Here is a 21,452-nt window from a genome sequence, read left to right on the forward strand (position 1 = left end):
ATAACTAATGATACAGCTTACGCGAGTAGCACCACTACTCCAGAAACTATCTTTGTAAGAATAGAAGCGGTAACAAATCCTGTTTGTGCAGACACTACCAGCTTTACATTAACAGTAAGCGAGCAGCCTACTGCTGGTACAGCTCCAGATGTAGTGGGCTGTGATGATATCAGTAATGACGGATTTGAAGAATTTGACTTCACATCTCAAGATGCAGCAATTTATAACGGGCAGAGTCCAGCAGACTTTAATGTAACCTACCACACCAGCCAGTCAGATGCTGATAATGACACAGGTGCATTAAGTTTCCCATACACAAACGTGAGTAGAGCACAAACCATTTATGCGAGAATAGAAAACGCCGCTAATCAAGATTGTTATGATGTGTCTAACTTTAGAATAGAAGTATTTGCAAGACCTACGATTGCAAATCAAGGACCTTACACCATTTGTGCAGGAGTACCAGAAACTATAGATGCAGGACCAGGTTACTCAAGCTATTTATGGTCTACTGGAGAGATGACTCAAACTATAGATGTATCATCAGGTGGAGACTACACAGTAACGGTAACAAATAGCGATGGTTGTGATAGTACAGCCACGATAACCGTTGTAGAATCTGACGTGGCGGTAATAGAACGTATAGATGTAGGTCAGTTTGAAGTTAATACCAACACACTTACTGCGATTGTAACAGGAAGTGGTGATTATGAATTCTCACTAGACGATTTTGTATATCAAGACAGCCAGAGGTTTACAAATCTTTACCCAGGATTTTACACGATCTATGTAAGAGATAAAAACGGTTGTGGAACAGTTTCTATGGATGCAGTAATTATAGGTGGACCACCTTACTTCACGCCTAATCAAGACGGTTACCACGACACATGGCAAGTGATTGCAGTAAGTGAGATACCAGACGCGAGTATTTACATTTTTGACCGTTATGGTAAACTATTAAAACAAATAAGCGCCACAGGACCAGGATGGGATGGAACTTACAACGGCAACCCTATGCCATCTAGCGACTACTGGTATCTTGTAGAACTAGCTGATGGACGCAGCTTTAAAGGGCATTTTGCACTGAAAAGGTAAACCCATGATTTAATCCTTATTATATAAAAAAGCGAGCTAATAATTAGCTCGCTTTTCTTTTAAACATATTATTTAGTAGAACCTATAAGATCGTTGCAATAGCAAGCTAGTTTGCTTCTACTACTCTACTACCATGTCTATTTTTTAAATTTACCAAGTATTTTATCAAAGTTTGGTTTAAAATAATTAGGTCCTTTAAGCACTTTTCCATCCTCTCGATAGATAGGTTTTCCGTCAGCACCTAATTTTGACATATTTGATTCTTGTATTTCATCAAAAACATCTTCTATAATATCTTGCATTCCATGTTCTATGATTGTACCACATAAAATGTATAGCATATCACCTAAAGCATCTGCAACTTCAACTAAATCATTATTTTGAGCTGCTTCCAGATATTCCTCATTTTCTTCCTTCATTAATTCAAATCTCAGCCTATTACGCCTCTCAGTAATGTTTGCCACTGGTTTACTATTCATGCCTAGTTCAAAAGCGGTATGAAATTTATAAACTCCATCTATTTGTTTCTTCATTTCTATGGTAAATTGATTGTTTTGGTTTGTAATTTTGTAAAAATAAGTTTTCTATGAATGCATTTCCATTAGTTTTAAAAGATCCTATGTTCAGTACAGGCCAGATTTATTTTGGAATTGCTTTTTTTATAGTATTCTGTATCATTATATCCTTTATGTATTTAAAAGATAAAGCGTTACACAAAAAAAACTACAAAGGCGTATTTTGGATACTTATAGGCTTTATTGCTTTCATACTATTGTTAGTTGCCATTAAATTTGGGCTAGAAAAGTAATTACACAAATACCTGTGTGAACTTAAAAAATAAGAAAAGCACTAGAATTCATTGTTCTAGTGCTTTTTTATGTTACGCTTTCGCGAAAGCGGTATAACTAAGACTTTAATCTAAAAATCCAAACTTCTTAGAATACATCAACATTTGCTCTTTAAAAGTAGCAGGCTGTTCAATAGTAAATCCTGAAATACTATCGCCATCCATAGTCGGTACAATTACTGGATTTACAAAACCACGATAAGCAGGAGTTTTAAATTTACTATTTCTATTCAAAACTTCTTTGTGAATTTCTTGATCTACTTTTACTCCATAATTCTCTACTAGAGCCTGTGCTGCGGCAAAATCACCTTCACTAGTAATGCGCTGCGTTTCTCTCAATAATTCTCCAAAAAGCATTCTTAATTTATCATAATCTTTAATATCATAGTAAGTCATTCCATCTTTTACCACTTTCTCAATGACATTATCTTCCATTCCTTGCTCATAAACCCAAGCGCTTACCCATTGTCTATTGCGCATGTGTGCTTCTTCTACATCTTGACCTAGCTCTAGACGGACCAGCTGCGATAGTAATCCATTTCTTATGTAGCCGTCATAAGCTGCAGTTCCATAGCTTTTCCAGTCATCTACAAGGTTTAATTCTTGTAATTTAGGATCCATAAGGTAATACAGACCGAAAAGATCTGCACGACCTTCTTCTATCGTAGATTTATAACTACCTAGAGTTTCTTTAGGAGTTCCTACTCCAGGATTGATCTGTCCACTGGCATGCCCTACTACTTCATGAAGCGCCGTATGAAGTTTATCAGCTTTTGCACCATACTTTTTTTCAAGCTCTATTTCTCGCTCATCATGAGCAAATTCTTCTAATCTTCCTGAACTACCTGCATTACCGTAAGCTGCAATTATATTACCTAAGGATACTGACTTACTACCGTGCACTGTCCTAATCCAGGTGTTATTAGGTAAATTTACTCCTATAGGAGTTGCTGGACTTGCATCGCCAGCTTCACCAGCGACATTTACCGTTTTATAACTTACACCGGTAACAGATTCTTTTTTATGTTCTTCCATTAATGGCGAATTATCTTCAAACCATTGCGCATTTTCACTCAAAACATTCATTTGTCGAGACATATCAAAGTCTTTAATCTGTACGATAGTTTCATAGCTACCTTTATATGCAATAGGGTCATTATATACTTCTATAAAGCCGTTGATCCAGTCTACAGCTCCTTCTGTACTAGTGCTCCATGCAATGGCATACTCATCCCACTTAGCTAGGCTACCTGTTTCATAATACTCGATAAGCAATCCTAGCGCTTTTTCTTGCTTAGGAGTCTCTGCAACTCCTTGAGCAAGTTGTAACCAGTAGATCATCTCATCAATGGCTTTACCATAAAGACCACCACTTTTATAAACGTCATCCATAAGTTTACCGTTTTTACGCACCAGCCTAGAGTTCAAACCTATTTCTACTGGTTTTTCTTTATCCACAGGAATACTATTATAAAAAGCTTTAGCTTCATCAGTAGTTATTCCTGGCTCATAAAAGTTTACTGCGCTCTCTAATACTATGTCTTTATCTTTATCGAGAACTACCTTTTTTGCATCCTGATCGTTGAATAGCACTTGCCAGACATCATTAGCAATAGTAACGTCAGCATCTTCCATCAAAGTGACAAAATATTCTTTAGAGAATTCTGGTTTCATCTTATCCATGCTGTAATGATGATGAATTCCATTTGCAAACCATACTCTATTCAAATAGGTCTCAAATTGCTGCCATTCTTCAGTATTTTTATCACCTTGGTATGTGGTAAAGATTTCTTCAAGCCCTGTTCTTATGGCTAGGTTATGTCTGTAATTTTGATCCCATATAATATCTCTACCGCTTAATCCTGCTTGTGTGAGATAATATACCAGTTTTTGTTGTTTTAAACTTAGCTCTTGCCAGCCCGGAATTTGATAACGTAGCACGCCTATATCAGCAAACTCTGTTACATTGTAATCAAATTCTTCTACTAAGTCTTTATTAGTCTCGCTAGTTGTTTCGGGCTTTTCCTGACATGAAAAAATTAAAGCTGTCAATAGCAATAAACTAAGTGTTTTTAAATGGTTCATTAAATGAAGTATTAAATTAATGTCTTATCAAAAATACAATTTTGTATGTGAATTAATTTTCTAGATTTTTGAACTTCATAAAATCTAAAATTAACTATTGTTCATCGTTATAAAATAAATGTATATCTTGTAAACTCGATACGTTTAGTATGAAAACCCTTGAAACCTTTTTAATATTTTTATTTTATAGCTGTATCCTATATTCACAGGAAAAGGTTGCATTCAACGACATGCTAACCATGCTAGATGCAAATGAAATTAAAGAGACTAAGGAAGCTCTTTACTCTTACGACTTTGATAATTTAAATGAGCAAAAAAAAGCCAGCTATTTACTTACTGAAGGTATAATTCAATTTAAAGAAAACAAATTATTAGAAGGTTATAAAACGCTACTGCAAGTAAAAAAATTAAAGAGTCATGCTAGAAAAATGGTTATTTATAATGCCAATGAATACATGATACGTATTGCAAATACTGTCTCTGAATTAAGTACTGCAGCACCTTCACTAATACAAGAAAATTGTAGAATTGCCCAAGAATTAAATAATCCTAAACTTCAAATAGATTGTATATATAATACTTCCTATAATGAGATAATAGGTGAAGACTATGACCTTGCTCTCAAATATAATTATCAAATGCAACGTATTGCACTAGATAATAATTTACAAGATGAGTTATTAGATATTGAAAATAACATAGGAACTATTCATTATTTTAAAGGTAGCTATGATTCCACACTTTACTATTTTAATAGAAATCTAGAAAGATGTAGAATATCAAAAGATACACTTGCCATAGCACAACGTATCAACAACATGGCGATGTTAAGGGCTGCATTACAAGATTATGAAACAGCGCTAGATAACATTAATGAGGCTGAAGTCATGGCGCGTTCAAGCGCAGATGTGCAGCTTCAATCTATGATATTACGTAACAAAGCAGATATCTTAACTGGAAACGAGAATTATCAAGAAGCAGCAAATTATTATTACAAGCATCTAGAAATGAATGACACCTTAGCCGCATCACAAACTGCTCTTGAACTTAAGGATATACAGACTAAATATGAAACGGCCGAGCAAAAACTTAAAAATGCTGAATTAGAAACAAAAAATTTAAGAAGCAAAGCAGGAAATTATCTATTGCTTTTTTTACTCTCTATAGCTATAGGAATAGCTGCTTATTTTATCCTTAATTATAAGAAAAGTAAGAAGATACTAGAAGAAAGAAAATTAGCTCAGGAACAAAGAGAACTCAAATTAATGAGGGATCAAGAACTTGCAAGTATAGATGCTATGATTGCAGGACAAGAAAAAGAGCGATTAAAAATAGCCTCAGACTTACATGATGACTTAGGTAGCTCATTAACAGCTATTAAAATCTCTCTAGAAAATGCAAAAGAACGTACTAGTGATCTGGTTTCCAAAGATATTCTAAACAATGCACATACCATTTTAAGCGACACTTATGTTAAAGTAAGGAGGTTATCGCACACACAAAACAGTAGAGTATTAAGTGAAAATGGATGGATAAGTAGTTTAAAAGACCTGGTTCAAAAAATTAACAACTCAGGAAAAATTGATATAGAGGTAGTTACTAGTGGATTGCAAGGTAGTTTAAGCAATTCTACTGAACTTAATCTTTTTAGGATTATTCAAGAATTAATCAATAATATAATCAAGCACGCTCATGCAACAGAGGCTAGTGTGATAATTACAGGTTATGATCACATGCTGGACATTATAGTTGAAGATAATGGGAAAGGTCTAGATGTAAACTTGAAAAAGCATAATGGTACTGGTCTTATTAATATTAAGAAACGAGTAGAAAATATGAATGGGACATTTACCATTGATTCTAATCCTGAAAAAGGCGGTTGTTCCATAAGTATAGAAATCCCACTAGTATGATAACAGTAGCAATAGCCGAAGATCACATTTCTCTAAGTGATGGCTTACAATTATTCCTAGAACAAGAAAGTGACATTAAAGTTGCCTATACTGCTACAAATGGAATCCAGCTATTATCTCAATTTGAGAACAACCCCACTGATGTAATACTTACTGATATAAGTATGCCAGAGATGAATGGGATTGAGTTATGTAAAATAATTAAATCTAGGTTTTATAGTACTAAAGTTATTGCTTTAACCATGTTTGATAACACTGGGGCAATAAAGGAAATGCTAGAAGCTGGTGTAGATGGTTATGTCTTAAAGAGCAGCCCATTAATAGATCTTAGACAGGCTGTAAGAGAAGTTTTTCAAGGTGGTAAATATTTTGATATTCACATAGAAAATGTGGTAAAAGAAGTACAGTGTGATAAACTTTCAAAAAGTACGTTATCTAGAAGTGAACGAGAAATTTTACAATTTATCGCAAAAGGGCTTACCAGCCAGCAAATTGCCGAAATAAGAGGCTCAGCAATAAGTACCGTAAATAAACATCGCAAAAATATGATCCAGAAGTTGGGACTTTCAGGTAAAAGAGAATTACTCGTGTATGCAATGAAACAACATGGACACTCAAATTCATAAAGATGAAACTTGTACCATTAATTCTTAGTTTGATTCTTGCCACAGCACTTTTAAGTTGTAAAGACAATTCACCTAGTAATGTATTTGAGAAAAAAACAGCTCCTTTGAACCAAGCTGATTTTACCTTCCACAATTTGAAAAATGATACCATAATTTATTTTGAAGACTTTAAATCAAAGTTTGTTGACAGTCGTAATGTAGAAGTCTGGCTGCCTGAAGGCTACCCTAAAAAAGATGTAGAATATCAAGTGCTTTATATGCATGATGGTCAGAATGTTTTTAATAAAGAAACTTCTTACTCTGGAACAACATGGGAAATCGATGAAAAAGTGGACTCTTTACTAGCTATGGGTGCCATTCAACCTACCATCGTTGTGGCGATCTGGAATAATGGGAAGAAACGTTTTAGTGAATACATGCCGCAACTACCTAAGAGTTTGACTGAGTCCGCTTTCGCGAAAGCGGAATTGAAAAAAAACTTTGGACATGATGAGCTGCTCAGTGACGCTTATTTAAAATTTATGACAAAAGAGCTGCTTCCATTTATAAACAACCACTTTCAAACATCTAAAAACCCAGAACATACTATTACCATGGGAGCTTCTATGGGCGCTCATATTTCTTTATATGCTGTGATGAAAAATCCAGATGTATTTGGAAAAGCTGGATGCCTGAGCACACACTGGCCTATACCCTATTTAGGTCAGGCATTCATGGATGAGTTACCTGGGTCTATGCCGAAACCTACAATTCATAAGTTATATTTTGATCACGGTACAAAAACCTTAGATAAGGATTATGAACCCTACCAGATGAAAGTAAATGAAATGTTACGAGAACTAGGATATACAGACAAAAATTTACTCTATAAAAAATATGAAAACCATGAACACAGTGAGAAGTACTGGCAGCAACGCGTGGCTATTCCACTAGAGTTCTTGTTAAAATAAAACGGTATTATTTTTTACGTTTATTTTTCCAGTAAAAATATACACCACTTAGCTCTGTTAGAAAGCCTAATATTATCATTCCTTTGGCTCCTAAAATTTCCACGAGATACATGATAGCCCCTAGTATTACTATGATACTCCCTAAAGCTATTAAATAAATCGATCCTTTTTTATTCATGATTCAAAAGTAAAGCCTTCTTTGAAATTTCAAAGAAGGCTTTACTGATATTTATTAATTCTTTGATTTTTTTTTAAAAACTAAAACCTACTTGAAAACTGAATCTAAGACCATCTTCACCGTGAAATAAATTAAATGTCGCACCTATCGCTTGTGAACTATTTACCCAAAAGCCACCACCATAATTATTGTGCCATACATTACTCTCTTCACCATCTAACCATACTCGACCTACATCTACTCCACCAAAGATTCCCATTTGAAGTGGTATAAGACCTGTTTTAAATTCATTAAAACTATAGCGTACATCTGCCGTTCCTGCAAAAGCACTTTCTCCAGAGAAACGTTGCGTTCTATAGCCTCTTAATCCCGTGTTTTGACCTAATTGAGCGCTTTGGTAAAAATTAAAACCATCACCTATATTAACCGTTGCTTGAGTAAGTGTCTTTAGTACTAGTTTACGATTACGACTCAACGCGTTATAAAAACCTAATTTAGGCTGTATATAACCAAAGGTATTATCAAAATCATCTTTGTCTGCATTAACACCAGCTTTAATATCAAATATCATCCCTCTTGTTGGGTTCAAGCTATTATCATAACTCTCATAATTGTAACCACCATTTAATTCTATAAACCACTTACGATCAAAAAATTCAGGATCATTAGAAGCATCAACAAAATTAGTTTCTAAAAACCTTCCTTGATCTGGCTCTACTTGAAAACTTTGTAGCTCCACGCCTGCATTTAAATTAGAACCGTATTCACCTTTATAACTAACTCCTACACCGGAAGTGAACTCACTTAATCTTACACGATTAAAATCAAAACCTAGATCGTCATCATTATTTACAGTTTCATTTCCTAGGCCAAAAAAGTTCTCGGCAAAAGTGGGACCTGAAAACCTTGCCTTAACCGTAAGATTCATCTGATTAAAAATTCCAGCAAAAGTACCATTGTAATTAATGTCAAATCCTTGTGTCGCAAAATAGTATCCCGCTCTAAATTTATGTACTCTAGTATTAGGGTTGCGATTAAAACCATTAAAAATATAGGTGTTTTGAATTCCAATTCTAAAACCGTCATCAGGATTAAAACCTATGCTAGGTGTCAAAGTGTTTGCCGTAGAAATATTCTTTTTAGGGTTATATAAGTTCCTATTATACTTGTCAGAAAGTCTTAATCTAGCTCCTCCTTTATTTTTGAATGTGTTCTCTTTAGATTTATGATCATAGATGGATATCGCATCACCATTCTCAAGGTCATAAATATCATTATTTTGACCACCTATAACTCTTACTTTAATTTTATTCTTGCCATTACCTATCGCTTGTATAATATCATCATCGTCAAGTGCATAAACCCAAATTTCATTAGTTTCATTTTTCAAAAACAAACGATCCATAACCACATCTGCCTTTTCACCGTCTTTATTTCTATAAATAGTAATTTGGGTTTTACCATCGGCAATTCTATTAATAACTATATAATCATCTTTATCTGTAGCTGTTACTATGGCTAGTTTTGCTAGATAGTCGTAATAACGCTCTGTGATCTTCACTAAGTCGTCACGACGTAATTTCATATTCTCTATAATTTTTCTAGTGGTGGCGTCTGGATAAATTTCTGAAGGTAGTTCTTTAAATGCCTCTTCGATTACCGCATCGCTAAGGTTATTCTGTATATATTGAGCTTGAGAAATCCATACTTCACGATCTGCCTCTTGAGCGAGATTTCTATCTAAATAGGTAGCTGCGGTGTTGAACCATTTCACATTATCCAGGTCATCTTCATAGGTTGCAAATTGTTTAGTAAGCCCTACCATTGTTCTCAAAGTTGCAAATAGTGCTCCATCAAAATTAGAATATACTTGATCTCGATCTCTTGGTATAGGCTTGAAAATGCTGCTTCCATCCTCTTGCTTAAATTGAGACCATCTCCATTGATCTTGGTGCCTATCCCAGTCTCCTATTAACATATCAAAAATACGAGCCTTTACAAATGCTTCTTGATCTATAGTAAACTTTTCATCTTCTCTTAGTTTTTCAAAAATATCTGCTGTACTTTCTATATCGTCTGGCTTTCCAAAGCTTTCTAAGTCTAAGTGGTGTTCTTCTGGACGCTCTTCTAACAAATACAGCTCATCACCATACTCTGTATTATATTTACCTAAGGCCAGCTGCTTAGGTATAAAATAGATTTCAGGATTGGTATGATAAATTCCTACTGCATCACTTAATTTAGGTACTGTGAGTGCTGCATATGGATGTGCTGCGGTGTAGAAGTCAAATAACAAATCTTCGGCAGTGGTATCTTCAAAAGATGCCGCCACTGTATTTTCTTTAAAAACGGTAGTTTGTAGAAATTGAACAGCACTTTTCTTTAATGCTCTTAAATTATATTCTTTACCATCTTTATCCACAAGTCGTAATGATCTGGTCTGGTGTCCTCCACCAGATCGCATAACGGTTAATCCACCTTTTAAAGAGTCAAGAATTCCCACTTTAGCATTTATTTCGGTACCGTATAAATCCCTGTATTTATTTCCCCAGACAGATTCAAACAACGCACTTTTCTCTACTCGTTCTTTTGTGTAAATACTCGCTTTCGCGAAAGCGGGATAATCATCAGGCAATTGTTCTAAATCAAAATTTATAGGTGTTCCTATGGCTTGATGTGTAAATAATAGCTTCTCTTTACCATTTTCAAAACCAAAATAACGTACCCAACTGCTCCCATCTTTCATTACATCAAGTCGAGCAAAACCTTGACCTCCGTAAGAAAACAATCCATCATTACTAAGGGTTGCATAACTTTGTTTTGAACCACTTCCAGAAACAATCTGGCGTATTCCTTCATGCTCTATATACTGTAATGTATGCTCATGGCCACTGGTAAAAATAATTCTAGGCGCGGCTGAAGCTCTAGCAAGAGTAGTTATTCTATCTACCATTTCTTGATACCTCTTATTCTGTTTATCTTGTGCGCTTACTCCACCACTTGTTCTAATTTGTGTCGCTAGTGATCCTAATATAGGAACAGGTATAGCAGACTGTGATGGATACAAATGTTTAATTGCAGCATACTGACCACCGTGAATACCATTTGTGTATAAAGGATGGTGTAAAGCAAAAACAATGGTCTTATCTTGATTTTTTTTAAATTCTCCTTCTATTTCTAGAAAAAACTGTTCTCGTGTTTTTATTTGATCACAATCATCATTTATAGTAGGATGGTCGTCCCATCGAGCTAGGTACCACTGACTATCTACTACAATTAAATAAATATCTTCATTGATATCTATTCCTTCAATGGGACAGCCCACTTTAGGTTCCCAGATATTTTTATTATCTAACTCTTTCTCTATGTATTTTTTTTCTCGCTCTACGTTAACTAGTCCTTCATTGTACCAGTCGTGATTTCCTGGTATGAATATAGTCGTTCCTTTAAAAGATTTTGCCACATCAATTTGCGCATCTAAGTGATTTTCTGCAATGGGTCTGAAATCAGAGTCCTTATCTGGCATCCCTGTAGGATATATGTTATCTCCTAAAAATATGAGGTGATCTTCTTTCGTAGATTGCGTTTTGAGATAGCTTTCTAGAGCTAGTAAACCATCGCTTTTACCTCCTATAGGTGATTTACCTACGTCTCCTATAAGATAAAAAGATTTGTCAATTTCTAAGAAATCAGGAAAGGTAGTTTGAACTTCTTCTTTATATTGAGCCTTGAAACTGGCACATCCAGTTATTATAATTGCTGTAAGTAATAAAAGAATGTTATTTTGCTTTGTAAGTCTGTGAATCATATTAATTTTAACCCAAACAATTAGAATGAGCGATATTTTAAAAATTACTGACGATTTTGTGTTAAATCTGTTAAAAAATGATCTCGATGATAAGTATGTATATCACAATTATACACATACTCGACGAGTAGTTAAAAGTACGCAGGAAATTATCGATAATTCTGAATTAGATGTTAAAGAGCAAAAAGCTTTACTCCTAGCAGCGTGGTTGCACGATACTGGTTACATTCAAGGTGCTGAGAATCATGAAGAAGAGAGCGCAAAAATAGCCGAAAGGTTCTTGAAAGAACAGAATGAAAGTGTAGAGATAATAGATCAGGTTAAAAAACTTATTCTAGCGACTAAGTTTAATGACACGCCTGTAGGAAAGTTAGAAGAGATTATAAGAGATGCAGACGCGTCACATTTTGCAAAAGACTATTATAACGAGACCAGTGAACTGCTTAAAAAAGAGCTGGAATTAAGAGGCACAAATTATTCTAATAAAGAGTGGCGCAAAGAAAATATTAAGGTTTTTACGGAGAAACATCGCTATTACTCTGCCTATGCTATAAAAAATTGGAACACTTTAAAAAATGAGAACTTGCTTAAACTTATCAAAGCTAAAAAGAAGAAGAAAAAGAAATTTGATAAAGAAAAGGTAAAAGTAGATCTTAAAAATCAAAGCCCAGAAAGAGCAATACAAACACTGTTTAGAACTACATTGCGTAATCACATTAAATTAAGTGATATAGCAGATACTAAGGCGAACATTCTTCTATCTGTAAATGCTATTATAATATCTCTTGCACTGGCAAATATTATTCCTAAGCTAGATCAAATTTCTAATAGACACTTGCTCTGGCCTACTTTAGTTCTTATATTATTTTCAGTTGCTAGTATTATTTTATCCATTATGTCTACTAGACCTAATGTTACAAGTGGTGAGTTTACTGAAGAGCAAGTACGCAAAAGAGAAGTAAATTTATTATTCTTTGGTAACTTTCATAAAGTGCCGTTTAAGAAATATCAAAGTGCGTTAATGAACCTTATAACAGATAAAGAAGAAGTTTATGAATCACTTCTTAAAGATTTATGGTTGTTAGGTGTAGTATTAAATAGAAAATATACGTTGCTTAGATGGACGTATACTATTTTTATGCTGGGAATAATAATTTCAGTTATCGCCTTTATCCTTGCATTTATGACTACTGATTTTGAGCAAATTAAAGATTTAGCTCCTTAACAAGATCATCATAAGTAAGCGTGTCCTCACTAGCGTCCATATTGTATAACACTTCAACTCGTATAGCCTTAAGACCTATAACGCCTTGAACATCTTCCAGATCTAGGTGTTCTACATTAGGTCCTAGTAAATGATTAAACTGGAGAAAGTTTATATACCTCATATATTCTCTCTCAGTTTCTTCATTTGTATAGACTATCGCAATTTTACCTTTTTGAGTGATGCGCTCGTTAGTACCTTTAATATTGGCCTTATCTATACGCTTTTTAATTACTTCATATCTAGCGTTATAAGCACCGTCCACGTCAAATCTCTTTTCATCAATTCTATATCTTATACTCAATGTATTATCAAAAACAAGAATCATACTTGCGGCCTCAACCATAGTAGGAAGGTGCTCTTGTACTGAATAAAATTGATTTTCCATATCGATCATGGTCTGTAATTGCCACAACCTAAGATTATATAGATATACAATGTTAAATTCTTCTCCCGACGTGATACTAGCTCCTACATAAATATTATGCTCAACACCATCAGTTTTAAAGCGTTCAAAATAATGAGGGAAAATAGCCTGAGCTTCTGTTTGTTTAGAATCTATTACACTAGTAAGTGAATCGTTTATTGCTTGAACCGTGTTATCATAATCGTTTCGGTTTTTATAAATGACTCCAGAGGTAACATCTATTTCTGATTCATATGCATTAACTAACTCACCTATTTTAGGAGACAAAGTTTTTAAATGTTTCATTACGGGATTGATCTCGTTATTCAACAGTTTAATTATGTCTCTTTCTGAGTTTGCATCAATATTAGTATGCTCTAATTCATTGCAATATTCTTTTACTCGGAAAGAAATTTGATCGTAGATAGGTAATTTTTCATACGCTTTCGCGAAAGCGAATATCTCACCTACTTTATCCATTTGATTAAGTAAATCTTTTTTTATTGCCTGATTACGTGCATCACTACTTCCTACTATATCTATCTGACCATAAATAGGATAGATATCTTTAAAACTTATATCTCTAAATAATTCGAGCTTTTTATCACGTGCCCGAGATTTAAGAATACGACGAGCCTCTTTTTCAAACTTCCACTGTACACTAGGATGAATGGAGGTACATTCTGTCTGGATAAGAGCTTTTACACTATTCTCGTGCTCCTCTTCATTCCTAATAAGCGCTGCTTTTATGTAGCCTGCAACACTTTCAATTTTTGCTACATTAAAACTGTTTAATGCAAATTTCTTCAGACTTACAATTTCTAAAACACCTATTAAATGACTTCCTTTAGTGATAGGATAAAAGATAGCGCTTTGTATGTTGTTTTTCTTGAGATTATCAGTAAGGTAGGTATTTTGAATTTTTGAAGCATAATCTTCTACATCTGTAATTACAAGCGGTTCAAAATTTTTGAGTAAGTGAATATAACTATCTTCACAAAGTGCATTTTTACAGTGCTTTTCATTACTTTCTGCCAGCAAAAAGCTTTTGGCATCATCATAAATCATAGACTCAAAAGTGTCTTCAAAATGGTCAAATGATGTGAAACCTACTTCAAGATTATCAAGATTAAATATTTTTCTAAAAATAGTTTTAATCTTATCAGTCTGATCTTTTTTTGAACTACCACTATCTAATAAGATAGTTTTCAAGTCAGATATAGCGGCATCCATCGTTACATCTGTCAAGGAAATAATTCCGAAACCGTTAAACGTATAGCTTTTCTTAGGAAATGCTTTTCTCCATAAATCTTGATCATCAGGCGATCGCAACAGCTCTTTTATATCTGTTGAAGTGAGTTTATACTTCTCATCATTGAGAATGATGTCTACAAAGTCTGCATTATAGGTCACACGGTAGGTGCGATCAGAACCGTTTACATCTGGAATGTTAATTAATATAGGCCTGCTTAGGTCTATAGCCTTATTGTAATATTTGTTGAGAATTACACCGCATGACATTCTAAAGGTGTCAAAAGAATCCTCAGTCATGATTTGCAGTTGATAATCTTCACCTGCGTCGTTTAAAATGTTCTTTAAACGTTGTGTTTTATTGAAGAAGATATCTGAAAATGGAACCGTAGCTGCTTTTATCTCATTAAGTGTTAATGCTGCCGGGAACAAATCTGATAGCATGATACTTATGGACTCTTTATGAAATGAAATCTCATCTTCTTTAATACCAGAGATTAATTCTTCATGATCATCTACGTAACGTAAAATTGAAGAGATATAAAGCTTTCTAAAATTACTTTCAACATCCTCAAGTCTAGCTAAATACTGATCTACAACCTTTTTAAAAGTAAGGTTTACGATTAAATGATCTCTATTAGATAATTCCTTCATAATTCAAAGATAGTTTTTCTATATAGAGAGCGGTAATTACTTATAATATTTTTGTTTATTTTAACCTCGTATAGTAGAATCTCTTTTATTTTTACCCAAAATCTAATACATGAAATACCTATTTTTCTTTCTCTCCATAATTGCCATTAATCAATGTAATTCTGTACAAAAGGAAACCCATTACATAGAGGGAAATGCCTCTGGTGTTGCAAATGGTATGCGAGTATATTTAAACGAGCTGGATGAAAAAGGACGTACTCAAGTAATGGACACGAGTATAGTTATGGAAGAAAGTTTTTACTTTGATCAAAAAGAAAAATTAGCTGGTGAAGAAATACGTTTTATCACTTTGGATGGTAGTGAAGGTAATTTTGTACTACTTGTAAATAATGAGCCTTTAAAAGTGGAGCTTAGAAAAGACTCTTTAATTAAAAGTACCGTAATAGGAAGTAAACCTAATCATGAACTCAAAAAATTTAAAGAACGTCAGTCCTCTTATGTAACTACTTCTAAAAAGTTTCAAGGAGAACGAGTAGCTGCTTTACGTAATGGAGATAATGCACAAGCTGCAGCGGTAGTAAATAAATGGACTACTGCCGAAAATGAGTTCAAGACCTATGCTATAAGAACCATGTCTGATAACTCTTCAAGTATTATTGCACCAATGATTTTAGGAGAGTTGCTGCAAAACAAATTTCTCGATGCTACAACTTCAAGAAATTATTACAATGAGTTTGATACGCACATCAAGGAATCAATAATGGCCCAAAGAATAGATGCATTCCTTAAAAAAGCTGAGTCTGTTGCTATAGGAGCAAAAGCTCCAGAATTAGAAGGTACTAATCCTGAAGGAAAAGTTATAAAGTTAAGTGAGGTACTTGGTAAGGTAACTTTGGTAGATTTTTGGGCTTCCTGGTGTGGACCGTGCCGCAGGGAAAATCCCAATGTTGTAGATGCATATAACAAGTACCATTCTAAAGGTTTTAATATACTAAGTGTGTCCTTAGATAGACCTAACGGTGAGAAAGCGTGGAAAGATGCAATTATCAAAGATAAAATGAACTGGAACCATATTTCCAGACTTATGTATTTTGGACCGCTGGCAAAACTTTATAACGTGAGCGCAATACCAGCTACATTTTTATTAGATGAAAATGGAGTCATCATTGCTACTAATCTCAGAGGGCAACAATTGCACAATAAATTAGAAGAACTTTTAGGTTCTTAATTATACGTTTTTCACAAATTTCATTAGAATAAAAAGGACGATTATCGTTATAAACATGGCTATAACAGTAATTGTGTTCGTATAGATTAAATTCAAATCATACACTAAAGTAAGAAGAACGCCTACTACCGCACCTCCAAAATGCGCATCGTGGCCTATATTATCATTTAGCTTTTTCATACCGTAAAAGGAATATATAAGGTATCCTATACCAAATAACCAACCAGGAATTCCAAAATAAATTCTCATCGTAGGTTCTAATAAAATAGCACTGTATACTATACCAGAAACAGCACCACTGGCGCCTAGTGCACTATAATGATATTCATCTTTATGAATGAAATAACTCAATAAATTACCACCTAGAAGACTTGCTAGATAGATAATTAAAAATTTTATATCACCTAGTTTATAAACTACCGTTCCTGCAAAAAAGAACAGAGTCAACATATTAAAAAACAAATGACTTTGATTTGCATGTAAAAATCCACTAGTAAAAAATCTATACTGCTCACCTCTCTGGATGCCAGCGATATTAAAAAGATAATTACCTCTAAACATATAATCATTAAAGCCTTTAAAGCTTACAACTACGTTTGCGACGATGATAACTATTGTAACGATATCTAAGTTAAACATGAATAATTTTAATAAATTACAAGATAGTATATTTGCGCAAAATTAGCTCATGCAAGCCCTAGCTTATTACTTAACTTATCCTTTTCTATGGGTGATTTCTCGTCTACCTTTTCCCATAGTATATATATTTAGTGATTTTGTTTATGTAATCGTTTATTATATAATAGGATACCGTAAAGAGGTTATTAAAAAGAATTTGAAAATTGCTTTTCCTCATAAATCAGAGCAAGAGATAACTCTACTAAGTAAAAAAAGTACACGTCATTTTTGTGACATGTTTCTCGAGATGATTAAGTCTATGGGAATGAGTAAAGAAGCAATGAACAAAAGGTTTGTGTGTAAAAATCCTGAATTAGTTAACGCTTTCGCGAAAGCGAATAAACCCATCATAGTTATGTTTGGGCATCAAGCTAGTTATGAATGGACTATGGTACTAGATGATATTTTAGATTATAAAGTTTATGCCATCTATAAACCTATAAAAAATAAGAAATTCAATGAACTTATAGTTAGTATAAGAAATAAGTTTAACAGCGAGCTTATAGCTATGAAAGAGGCTACCGCGGTAATGAGTAAATCTGCACAACAAGAAGCAGCACTTTTTGCGCTAGTAGCAGATCAATCTCCCAAAGCAGCGAGAGCACAATATTTCACTAATTTTTTCAATACTCCAAGCGCTGTTTTTAAAGGTGCTGAGCGTATTGCAAAAGAGCATGCTACAGCTGTTACTTTTCTTAGAGTCACTAAGGTAAAAAGGGGTTATTATGATGCTGAGTTTGTTCTAATTTCTGAGAATGGTGCCCAAACTAAAGACTGGGAAATCACGGACACATTTTTCCAGCTGCTTGAAGATCAAATCATCAAACAGCCAGAATATTATTTATGGTCTCATAAAAGGTGGAAGTCCACACTTGAAAATACTAAGCGTGCTTTTGAGCTATCTCCTCGAGTTCAGCAATAAACCGACTTGCAAGTTGATCTGCTTTTTCTTGTGAAGGTGCCTCAGTATAAATTCGGATAATAGGCTCTGTATTCGACTTTCTCATATGTACCCATTCATTAGCAAAATCTATTTTGATTCCATCGATGCTAGTAACATCTTCAGACTTATATTTTTCATGAATATCAGCTAGTATCGCATCTACCGGCATACCTTTTACTAACTGGACTTTCTTTTTACTCATAAAATAAGATGGGTAACTTGCCCTCAATTCACTTACCTTTATTTTCTTTTCAGTAAGCAATGATAAAAACATAGCTACACCTACAAGAGCATCTCTACCATAATGAGAATCTGGATAAATTATACCACCATTACCTTCTCCACCTATTACTGCATTTTTATCTTTCATTTTTTGCACGACGTTCACTTCTCCTACTGCCGCTGCAAAGTATTCTCCACCATGTTTTACAGTCACATCTCTTAACGCTCTTGAAGAAGATAGGTTAGAAACAGTATTTCCCTTTTTATGACCTAAAATATAGTCTGCACACGCAACTAGTGTATATTCTTCACCAAACATTTCTCCTTTTTCGTCTACAAAAGCTAATCGATCTACATCTGGATCAACTGTAATACCAAAATCAGCGTTATGTGTAACCACTGCTTTGCATAAATCGCCTAAATGTTCTTTTAATGGCTCTGGATTATGTGGGAAGTGTCCTGTAGGATCACAATATAATTCTACTACTTCAACTCCTAGGGCTTTACACAAGTTAGGAATAGCTATTCCTCCAGTACTATTTACACCATCAACAACTACTTTAAAACCAGCAGATTTTATAGCCTCTATTTGTGTAACCGGCATATCTAAAACCATCTGTATATGTTGATCGATATAATCCTCAATTACTTGAACTGTACCGAGGTCATCTATCTCAGAATAATTAAAATCTTCTTTATCTGCACTATCTAAAATCTTTTGCCCTTCTGCTCCATCTAAGAATTCACCCTTATGATTGAGTAATTTAAGTGCGTTCCATTGTTTAGGATTATGACTGGCAGTTAGTATTATACCACCGTCAGCCTTTTCATTAGGTACAGCAAGCTCCACCGTAGGCGTTGTACTCAAACCTAAATCTACCACATGACATCCAATTCCTATCAAAGTGTTTTGAACAAGTGATTGAATCATAGAGCCACTAAGACGTGCATCTCTACCTATAACCACTTTAGGAGCATTTTTTTTTGAGCTATCCTTAATCCATATAGCATAAGCACTAGCAAATTTTACAGCATCTAGCGGTGTAAGGTTATCTCCTGGAGCTCCACCTATGGTTCCACGTATTCCTGAAATAGATTTTATAAGAGTCATTATTATTGGTTTACATTTACACAAAAGTAATCTTTATAAAAAGTAATTACCAATTAACATCATGAATTATCTAGCACACATATACCTTTCTAATAATGATAAAGAATTAAGAATAGGTAATTTCATTGCAGATTCTGTTAGAGGAAAAGATTTTACAATGTTTCCTAACAGAGTGGCACAAGGGATAGTGCTACACAGACATATTGATACCTTTACTGATAAACATTCTATAGTTAGAAAAAGTAAAGATAGAATTAGGGAGAAGTACGGCCACTGGAGTGGTGTAATCGTAGATATTTATTACGACCATTTTCTAGCAGCAAATTGGAATACCTACCACTCTGTACCTCTTAAAAGTTATGTTCAGTCTTTTTATAATGATTTAAAGGAATATCACGATATTTTGCCTAAACGAGTTCAAAGTTTTCTTCCCATAATGATAGAACAAAATTGGTTAAAGAGCTATGAAACAATAGAAGGTATTTCTACCATATTTGAACAAATGAATAGGAGAACTAAAGGAAAAGGCAATATGGATAATGCTCCTGTAGACCTTATAAAATCTTATGACGCTTTAGAAAATGATTTTCATGCTTTTATGAGCGAACTAGAATTATATGTCTCTATTAAAATAACAGAATTGAGCTAATTCTTGTATGGGAAATAAAAAAGGCTGTCTATATAGACAGCCTTTTGAAATTAAAATTAATTCCTTTTAATATTACTAGTTACCAGCATTGATCAAACGGAATTCAGTACGACGGTTTGCTCTGTGCTCACGCTCTGTACATGAAACACCATCAGCACAACGGTTTTTCAATCTAGTTTCACCGTAACCGTTAGCAACTATACGAGAAGAGTTAATTCCTTTAGACATTAAATAATTTGCTACTGCTTGTGCACGTCTTTCAGATAAAGACTGGTTAGACGTTCTTGAACCTCTTGAATCAGTATGAGAAGCAACCTCTACTTTAGAACCAGCAGTCTCATTCATTACACTTAACAATTTAGCATCAATTTCAGACTTGTCAGCAGCAGTTAAAGTTGCGCTTCCTAGTCTCCAGTTAATGGCAAGACCATTATACTCAACTAATTTACAGTCTACTTCAGACCATACTGTTAATCCTCCTTTAGATACTAGTCTTTCACGAGATACCGTTTTTGAAGTAGCAGGTACTACATCTTCAGTTGTAGTAGCATCAGCTTTAAGAATGGTTCTAGTAATATTTGCATACTCAGCTGGGATTTCTATTTCCTCAACTCTAGCTGGTTGATCTACTACTTTTACTGTATAAGTTCCCATTTGCTCAGGTACTGGAGTACGGTTAAAAGAAGCATCGCTTGCAAGTGTAGTTAAAGAAACAGTAGTAAATTCTGCTGGGTAACCTTTATAACACCAGTAGCGACAGTCGTCTGGATTAGAAGAAGTACATTCTGCTGGTGGTACAGAACTCATTTCCCACTGAGCATAAGCTGGTTTTACCTCAATAGTTTCGGTTGTTTTACCAAAAGTTGCTGGGGTAATAGAAATAGTAGAACCTGCTTGTTTCTTAACATAAGTTCTAGTTTCAGTCTTATAAGTAGCAGGTATAACTCTTAATTTCTTAGATGCTTCTTTAACTAACACACGCTCAGTTACAGTTTCATATGTTGCTGGAACAACGTTAAGTCTCTTATAAGCAGGAGTGGCTTGAAGACTTACCGTTTCATTTTCATAAACGTCAGGCGTCGTACAACGTACATAACATTTACCTGGTTCTGGATTAGTAGGGAGATCTTGTGCAAATGCAAAACTTGCAGACGCTACAGCTACTAAGGATAGTACTAATTTTTTCATTTAGGTTGTATTTAGTTTAAATTATTGTGCAAAGATGCCTTAATTTAACGGTAAATTATGAAATCGTAAGTAAAGTCGCAGTTAAGTTAGTTAAAATGTAAAAAATCATCGTTAAATGACATGTTTACAAGCCTACAAATTTTATTTTTCTGAATATTTTCTTAAAATATCCATTAATACTTCTTGATTTTCAGCAGTATAATCTAAATGCGTGACCATTCTAAGTTTTCCACTACCCATATTACTTATCACTACCTTATTTTTAGAAAGATGGTCCATAATAGCTTTCTCATCTTCAACTTCAAATATGATAATGTTAGTTTCAACAGGTTCTACTTTTTTGACAAATGGAAGGG

At 34.2% G+C, this 21,452-nt stretch carries 15 protein-coding genes and 1 pseudogene; 8 read left to right on the forward strand and 8 right to left on the reverse strand.

All coding sequences use genetic code 11. The features are described from left to right. Nucleotides 1-1,095, forward strand: a 1,095-nt coding sequence (locus A9Q93_RS10740; protein WP_303687402.1) for a T9SS type B sorting domain-containing protein, incomplete at its 5' end; no start/stop codon positions are given. Between the two features lie 137 nt (nt 1,096-1,232). On the opposite strand, the gene A9Q93_RS10745 is transcribed toward A9Q93_RS10740, so the two are convergent. Both A9Q93_RS10745 and A9Q93_RS10755 read right to left on the reverse strand, forming a co-directional pair. Then, the gene (locus tag A9Q93_RS10745; protein WP_303687403.1) at nt 1,233-1,628 is read right to left on the reverse strand and encodes a nucleoside triphosphate pyrophosphohydrolase family protein; all 396 of its coding nucleotides are present in this window, start codon (nt 1,626-1,628) and stop codon (nt 1,233-1,235) included. Between the two features lie 380 nt (nt 1,629-2,008). Further along, on the reverse strand, nt 2,009-4,027 hold the full coding sequence (locus A9Q93_RS10755; RefSeq protein WP_303687404.1) for a dihydrofolate reductase: 2,019 nt from the start codon (nt 4,025-4,027) through the stop codon (nt 2,009-2,011). A gap of 149 nt (nt 4,028-4,176) precedes the next feature. Between A9Q93_RS10755 and A9Q93_RS10760 the strand changes: the two genes are divergently transcribed. Genes A9Q93_RS10760 through A9Q93_RS10770 form a run of 3 tightly spaced genes read left to right on the forward strand, consistent with a single transcriptional unit; the run spans nt 4,177 to nt 7,516 of the window. Then, on the forward strand, nt 4,177-5,940 hold the full coding sequence (locus tag A9Q93_RS10760) for a tetratricopeptide repeat-containing sensor histidine kinase (protein ID WP_303687405.1): 1,764 nt from the start codon (nt 4,177-4,179) through the stop codon (nt 5,938-5,940). Further along, the gene (locus A9Q93_RS10765) at nt 5,937-6,566 is read left to right on the forward strand and encodes a response regulator transcription factor (RefSeq protein ID WP_303687406.1); all 630 of its coding nucleotides are present in this window, start codon (nt 5,937-5,939) and stop codon (nt 6,564-6,566) included. Before A9Q93_RS10760 ends, A9Q93_RS10765 begins: the two co-directional genes overlap by 4 nt. Nucleotides 6,567-6,568: 2 nt before the next feature. Next, nucleotides 6,569-7,516, forward strand: coding sequence for an alpha/beta hydrolase (locus A9Q93_RS10770; RefSeq protein ID WP_303687407.1), 948 nt, complete (start codon nt 6,569-6,571; stop codon nt 7,514-7,516). Between the two features lie 251 nt (nt 7,517-7,767). Here A9Q93_RS10770 and A9Q93_RS10775 read toward each other — a convergent pair whose 3' ends face one another. Beyond that, nucleotides 7,768-11,502, reverse strand: a complete 3,735-nt coding sequence (locus tag A9Q93_RS10775) for a metallophosphoesterase (RefSeq protein ID WP_303687408.1) — start codon at nt 11,500-11,502, stop codon at nt 7,768-7,770. Between the two features lie 25 nt (nt 11,503-11,527). On the opposite strand from A9Q93_RS10775, the gene A9Q93_RS10780 reads away from it, so the two are divergent. Continuing rightward, entirely contained in the window at nt 11,528-12,727 is a 1,200-nt protein-coding gene (locus A9Q93_RS10780) for a Pycsar system effector family protein (protein WP_303687409.1), read from the forward strand. Here A9Q93_RS10780 and A9Q93_RS10785 read toward each other — a convergent pair. Beyond that, complete coding sequence (locus A9Q93_RS10785; protein ID WP_303687410.1) at nt 12,708-15,077, reverse strand: GAF domain-containing protein; 2,370 nt, start codon at nt 15,075-15,077, stop codon at nt 12,708-12,710. The two genes, A9Q93_RS10780 and A9Q93_RS10785, sit on opposite strands and share 20 nt — an antisense overlap. A gap of 109 nt (nt 15,078-15,186) precedes the next feature. Here A9Q93_RS10785 and A9Q93_RS10790 point away from each other — a divergent pair, with 109 nt between their 5' ends. Further along, nucleotides 15,187-16,305 carry a TlpA disulfide reductase family protein gene (locus A9Q93_RS10790; protein WP_303687411.1) on the forward strand — a complete coding sequence of 373 codons (1,119 nt, stop codon included), beginning with the start codon at nt 15,187-15,189 and terminating at the stop codon, nt 16,303-16,305. Here the strand turns inward: A9Q93_RS10790 and A9Q93_RS10795 are convergent, their stop codons facing one another. Further along, nucleotides 16,306-16,944: a rhomboid family intramembrane serine protease gene (locus A9Q93_RS10795; protein WP_303687412.1), complete on the reverse strand. Its 639-nt coding sequence runs from the start codon at nt 16,942-16,944 to the stop codon at nt 16,306-16,308. Nucleotides 16,945-16,993: 49 nt separating this feature from the next. Between A9Q93_RS10795 and A9Q93_RS10800 the strand changes: the two genes are divergently transcribed. Beyond that, entirely contained in the window at nt 16,994-17,905 is a 912-nt protein-coding gene (locus A9Q93_RS10800; protein WP_303687413.1) for a lysophospholipid acyltransferase family protein, read from the forward strand. Here the strand turns inward: A9Q93_RS10800 and glmM are convergent. After that, nucleotides 17,865-19,259 (reverse strand): phosphoglucosamine mutase, encoded by a 1,395-nt coding sequence (gene glmM, locus A9Q93_RS10805; protein ID WP_303687414.1) that lies wholly within the window; start codon nt 19,257-19,259, stop codon nt 17,865-17,867. The genes A9Q93_RS10800 and glmM overlap by 41 nt on opposite strands. A 61-nt stretch (nt 19,260-19,320) precedes the next feature. Here glmM and A9Q93_RS10810 point away from each other — a divergent pair, with 61 nt between their 5' ends. Continuing rightward, entirely contained in the window at nt 19,321-19,908 is a 588-nt protein-coding gene (locus tag A9Q93_RS10810; protein ID WP_303687415.1) for an acyl carrier protein phosphodiesterase, read from the forward strand. A 75-nt stretch (nt 19,909-19,983) separates the two neighbouring features. Here the strand turns inward: A9Q93_RS10810 and A9Q93_RS10815 are convergent, their stop codons facing one another. Together A9Q93_RS10815 and A9Q93_RS10820 are read right to left on the reverse strand one after the other, a co-directional pair. Then, complete coding sequence (locus tag A9Q93_RS10815; protein ID WP_303687416.1) at nt 19,984-21,096, reverse strand: OmpA family protein; 1,113 nt, start codon at nt 21,094-21,096, stop codon at nt 19,984-19,986. A 141-nt stretch (nt 21,097-21,237) separates the two neighbouring features. After that, nucleotides 21,238-21,452: pseudogene (locus A9Q93_RS10820) on the reverse strand (threonine aldolase); the annotation flags it as partial.

The sequence above is a fragment of the Nonlabens dokdonensis genome (assembly GCF_002162835.1).
Lineage (GTDB): Bacteria > Bacteroidota > Bacteroidia > Flavobacteriales > Flavobacteriaceae > Nonlabens > Nonlabens dokdonensis_B.

Excerpts from the sequence above, each read along its gene's own strand:
- A9Q93_RS10745 (WP_303687403.1), bottom strand. The coding sequence starts at position 1,628 with ATGAAGAAACAAATAGATGGAGTTTATAAATTTCATACCGCTTTTGAA.
- A9Q93_RS10755 (WP_303687404.1), bottom strand. The coding sequence starts at position 4,027 with ATGAACCATTTAAAAACACTTAGTTTATTGCTATTGACAGCTTTAATT.
- A9Q93_RS10760 (WP_303687405.1), top strand. The coding sequence starts at position 4,177 with ATGAAAACCCTTGAAACCTTTTTAATATTTTTATTTTATAGCTGTATC.
- A9Q93_RS10765 (WP_303687406.1), top strand. The coding sequence starts at position 5,937 with ATGATAACAGTAGCAATAGCCGAAGATCACATTTCTCTAAGTGATGGC.
- A9Q93_RS10770 (WP_303687407.1), top strand. The coding sequence starts at position 6,569 with ATGAAACTTGTACCATTAATTCTTAGTTTGATTCTTGCCACAGCACTT.
- A9Q93_RS10775 (WP_303687408.1), bottom strand. The coding sequence starts at position 11,502 with ATGATTCACAGACTTACAAAGCAAAATAACATTCTTTTATTACTTACA.
- A9Q93_RS10780 (WP_303687409.1), top strand. The coding sequence starts at position 11,528 with ATGAGCGATATTTTAAAAATTACTGACGATTTTGTGTTAAATCTGTTA.
- A9Q93_RS10785 (WP_303687410.1), bottom strand. The coding sequence starts at position 15,077 with ATGAAGGAATTATCTAATAGAGATCATTTAATCGTAAACCTTACTTTT.
- A9Q93_RS10790 (WP_303687411.1), top strand. The coding sequence starts at position 15,187 with ATGAAATACCTATTTTTCTTTCTCTCCATAATTGCCATTAATCAATGT.
- A9Q93_RS10795 (WP_303687412.1), bottom strand. The coding sequence starts at position 16,944 with ATGTTTAACTTAGATATCGTTACAATAGTTATCATCGTCGCAAACGTA.
- A9Q93_RS10800 (WP_303687413.1), top strand. The coding sequence starts at position 16,994 with ATGCAAGCCCTAGCTTATTACTTAACTTATCCTTTTCTATGGGTGATT.
- glmM (WP_303687414.1), bottom strand. The coding sequence starts at position 19,259 with ATGACTCTTATAAAATCTATTTCAGGAATACGTGGAACCATAGGTGGA.
- A9Q93_RS10810 (WP_303687415.1), top strand. The coding sequence starts at position 19,321 with ATGAATTATCTAGCACACATATACCTTTCTAATAATGATAAAGAATTA.
- A9Q93_RS10815 (WP_303687416.1), bottom strand. The coding sequence starts at position 21,096 with ATGAAAAAATTAGTACTATCCTTAGTAGCTGTAGCGTCTGCAAGTTTT.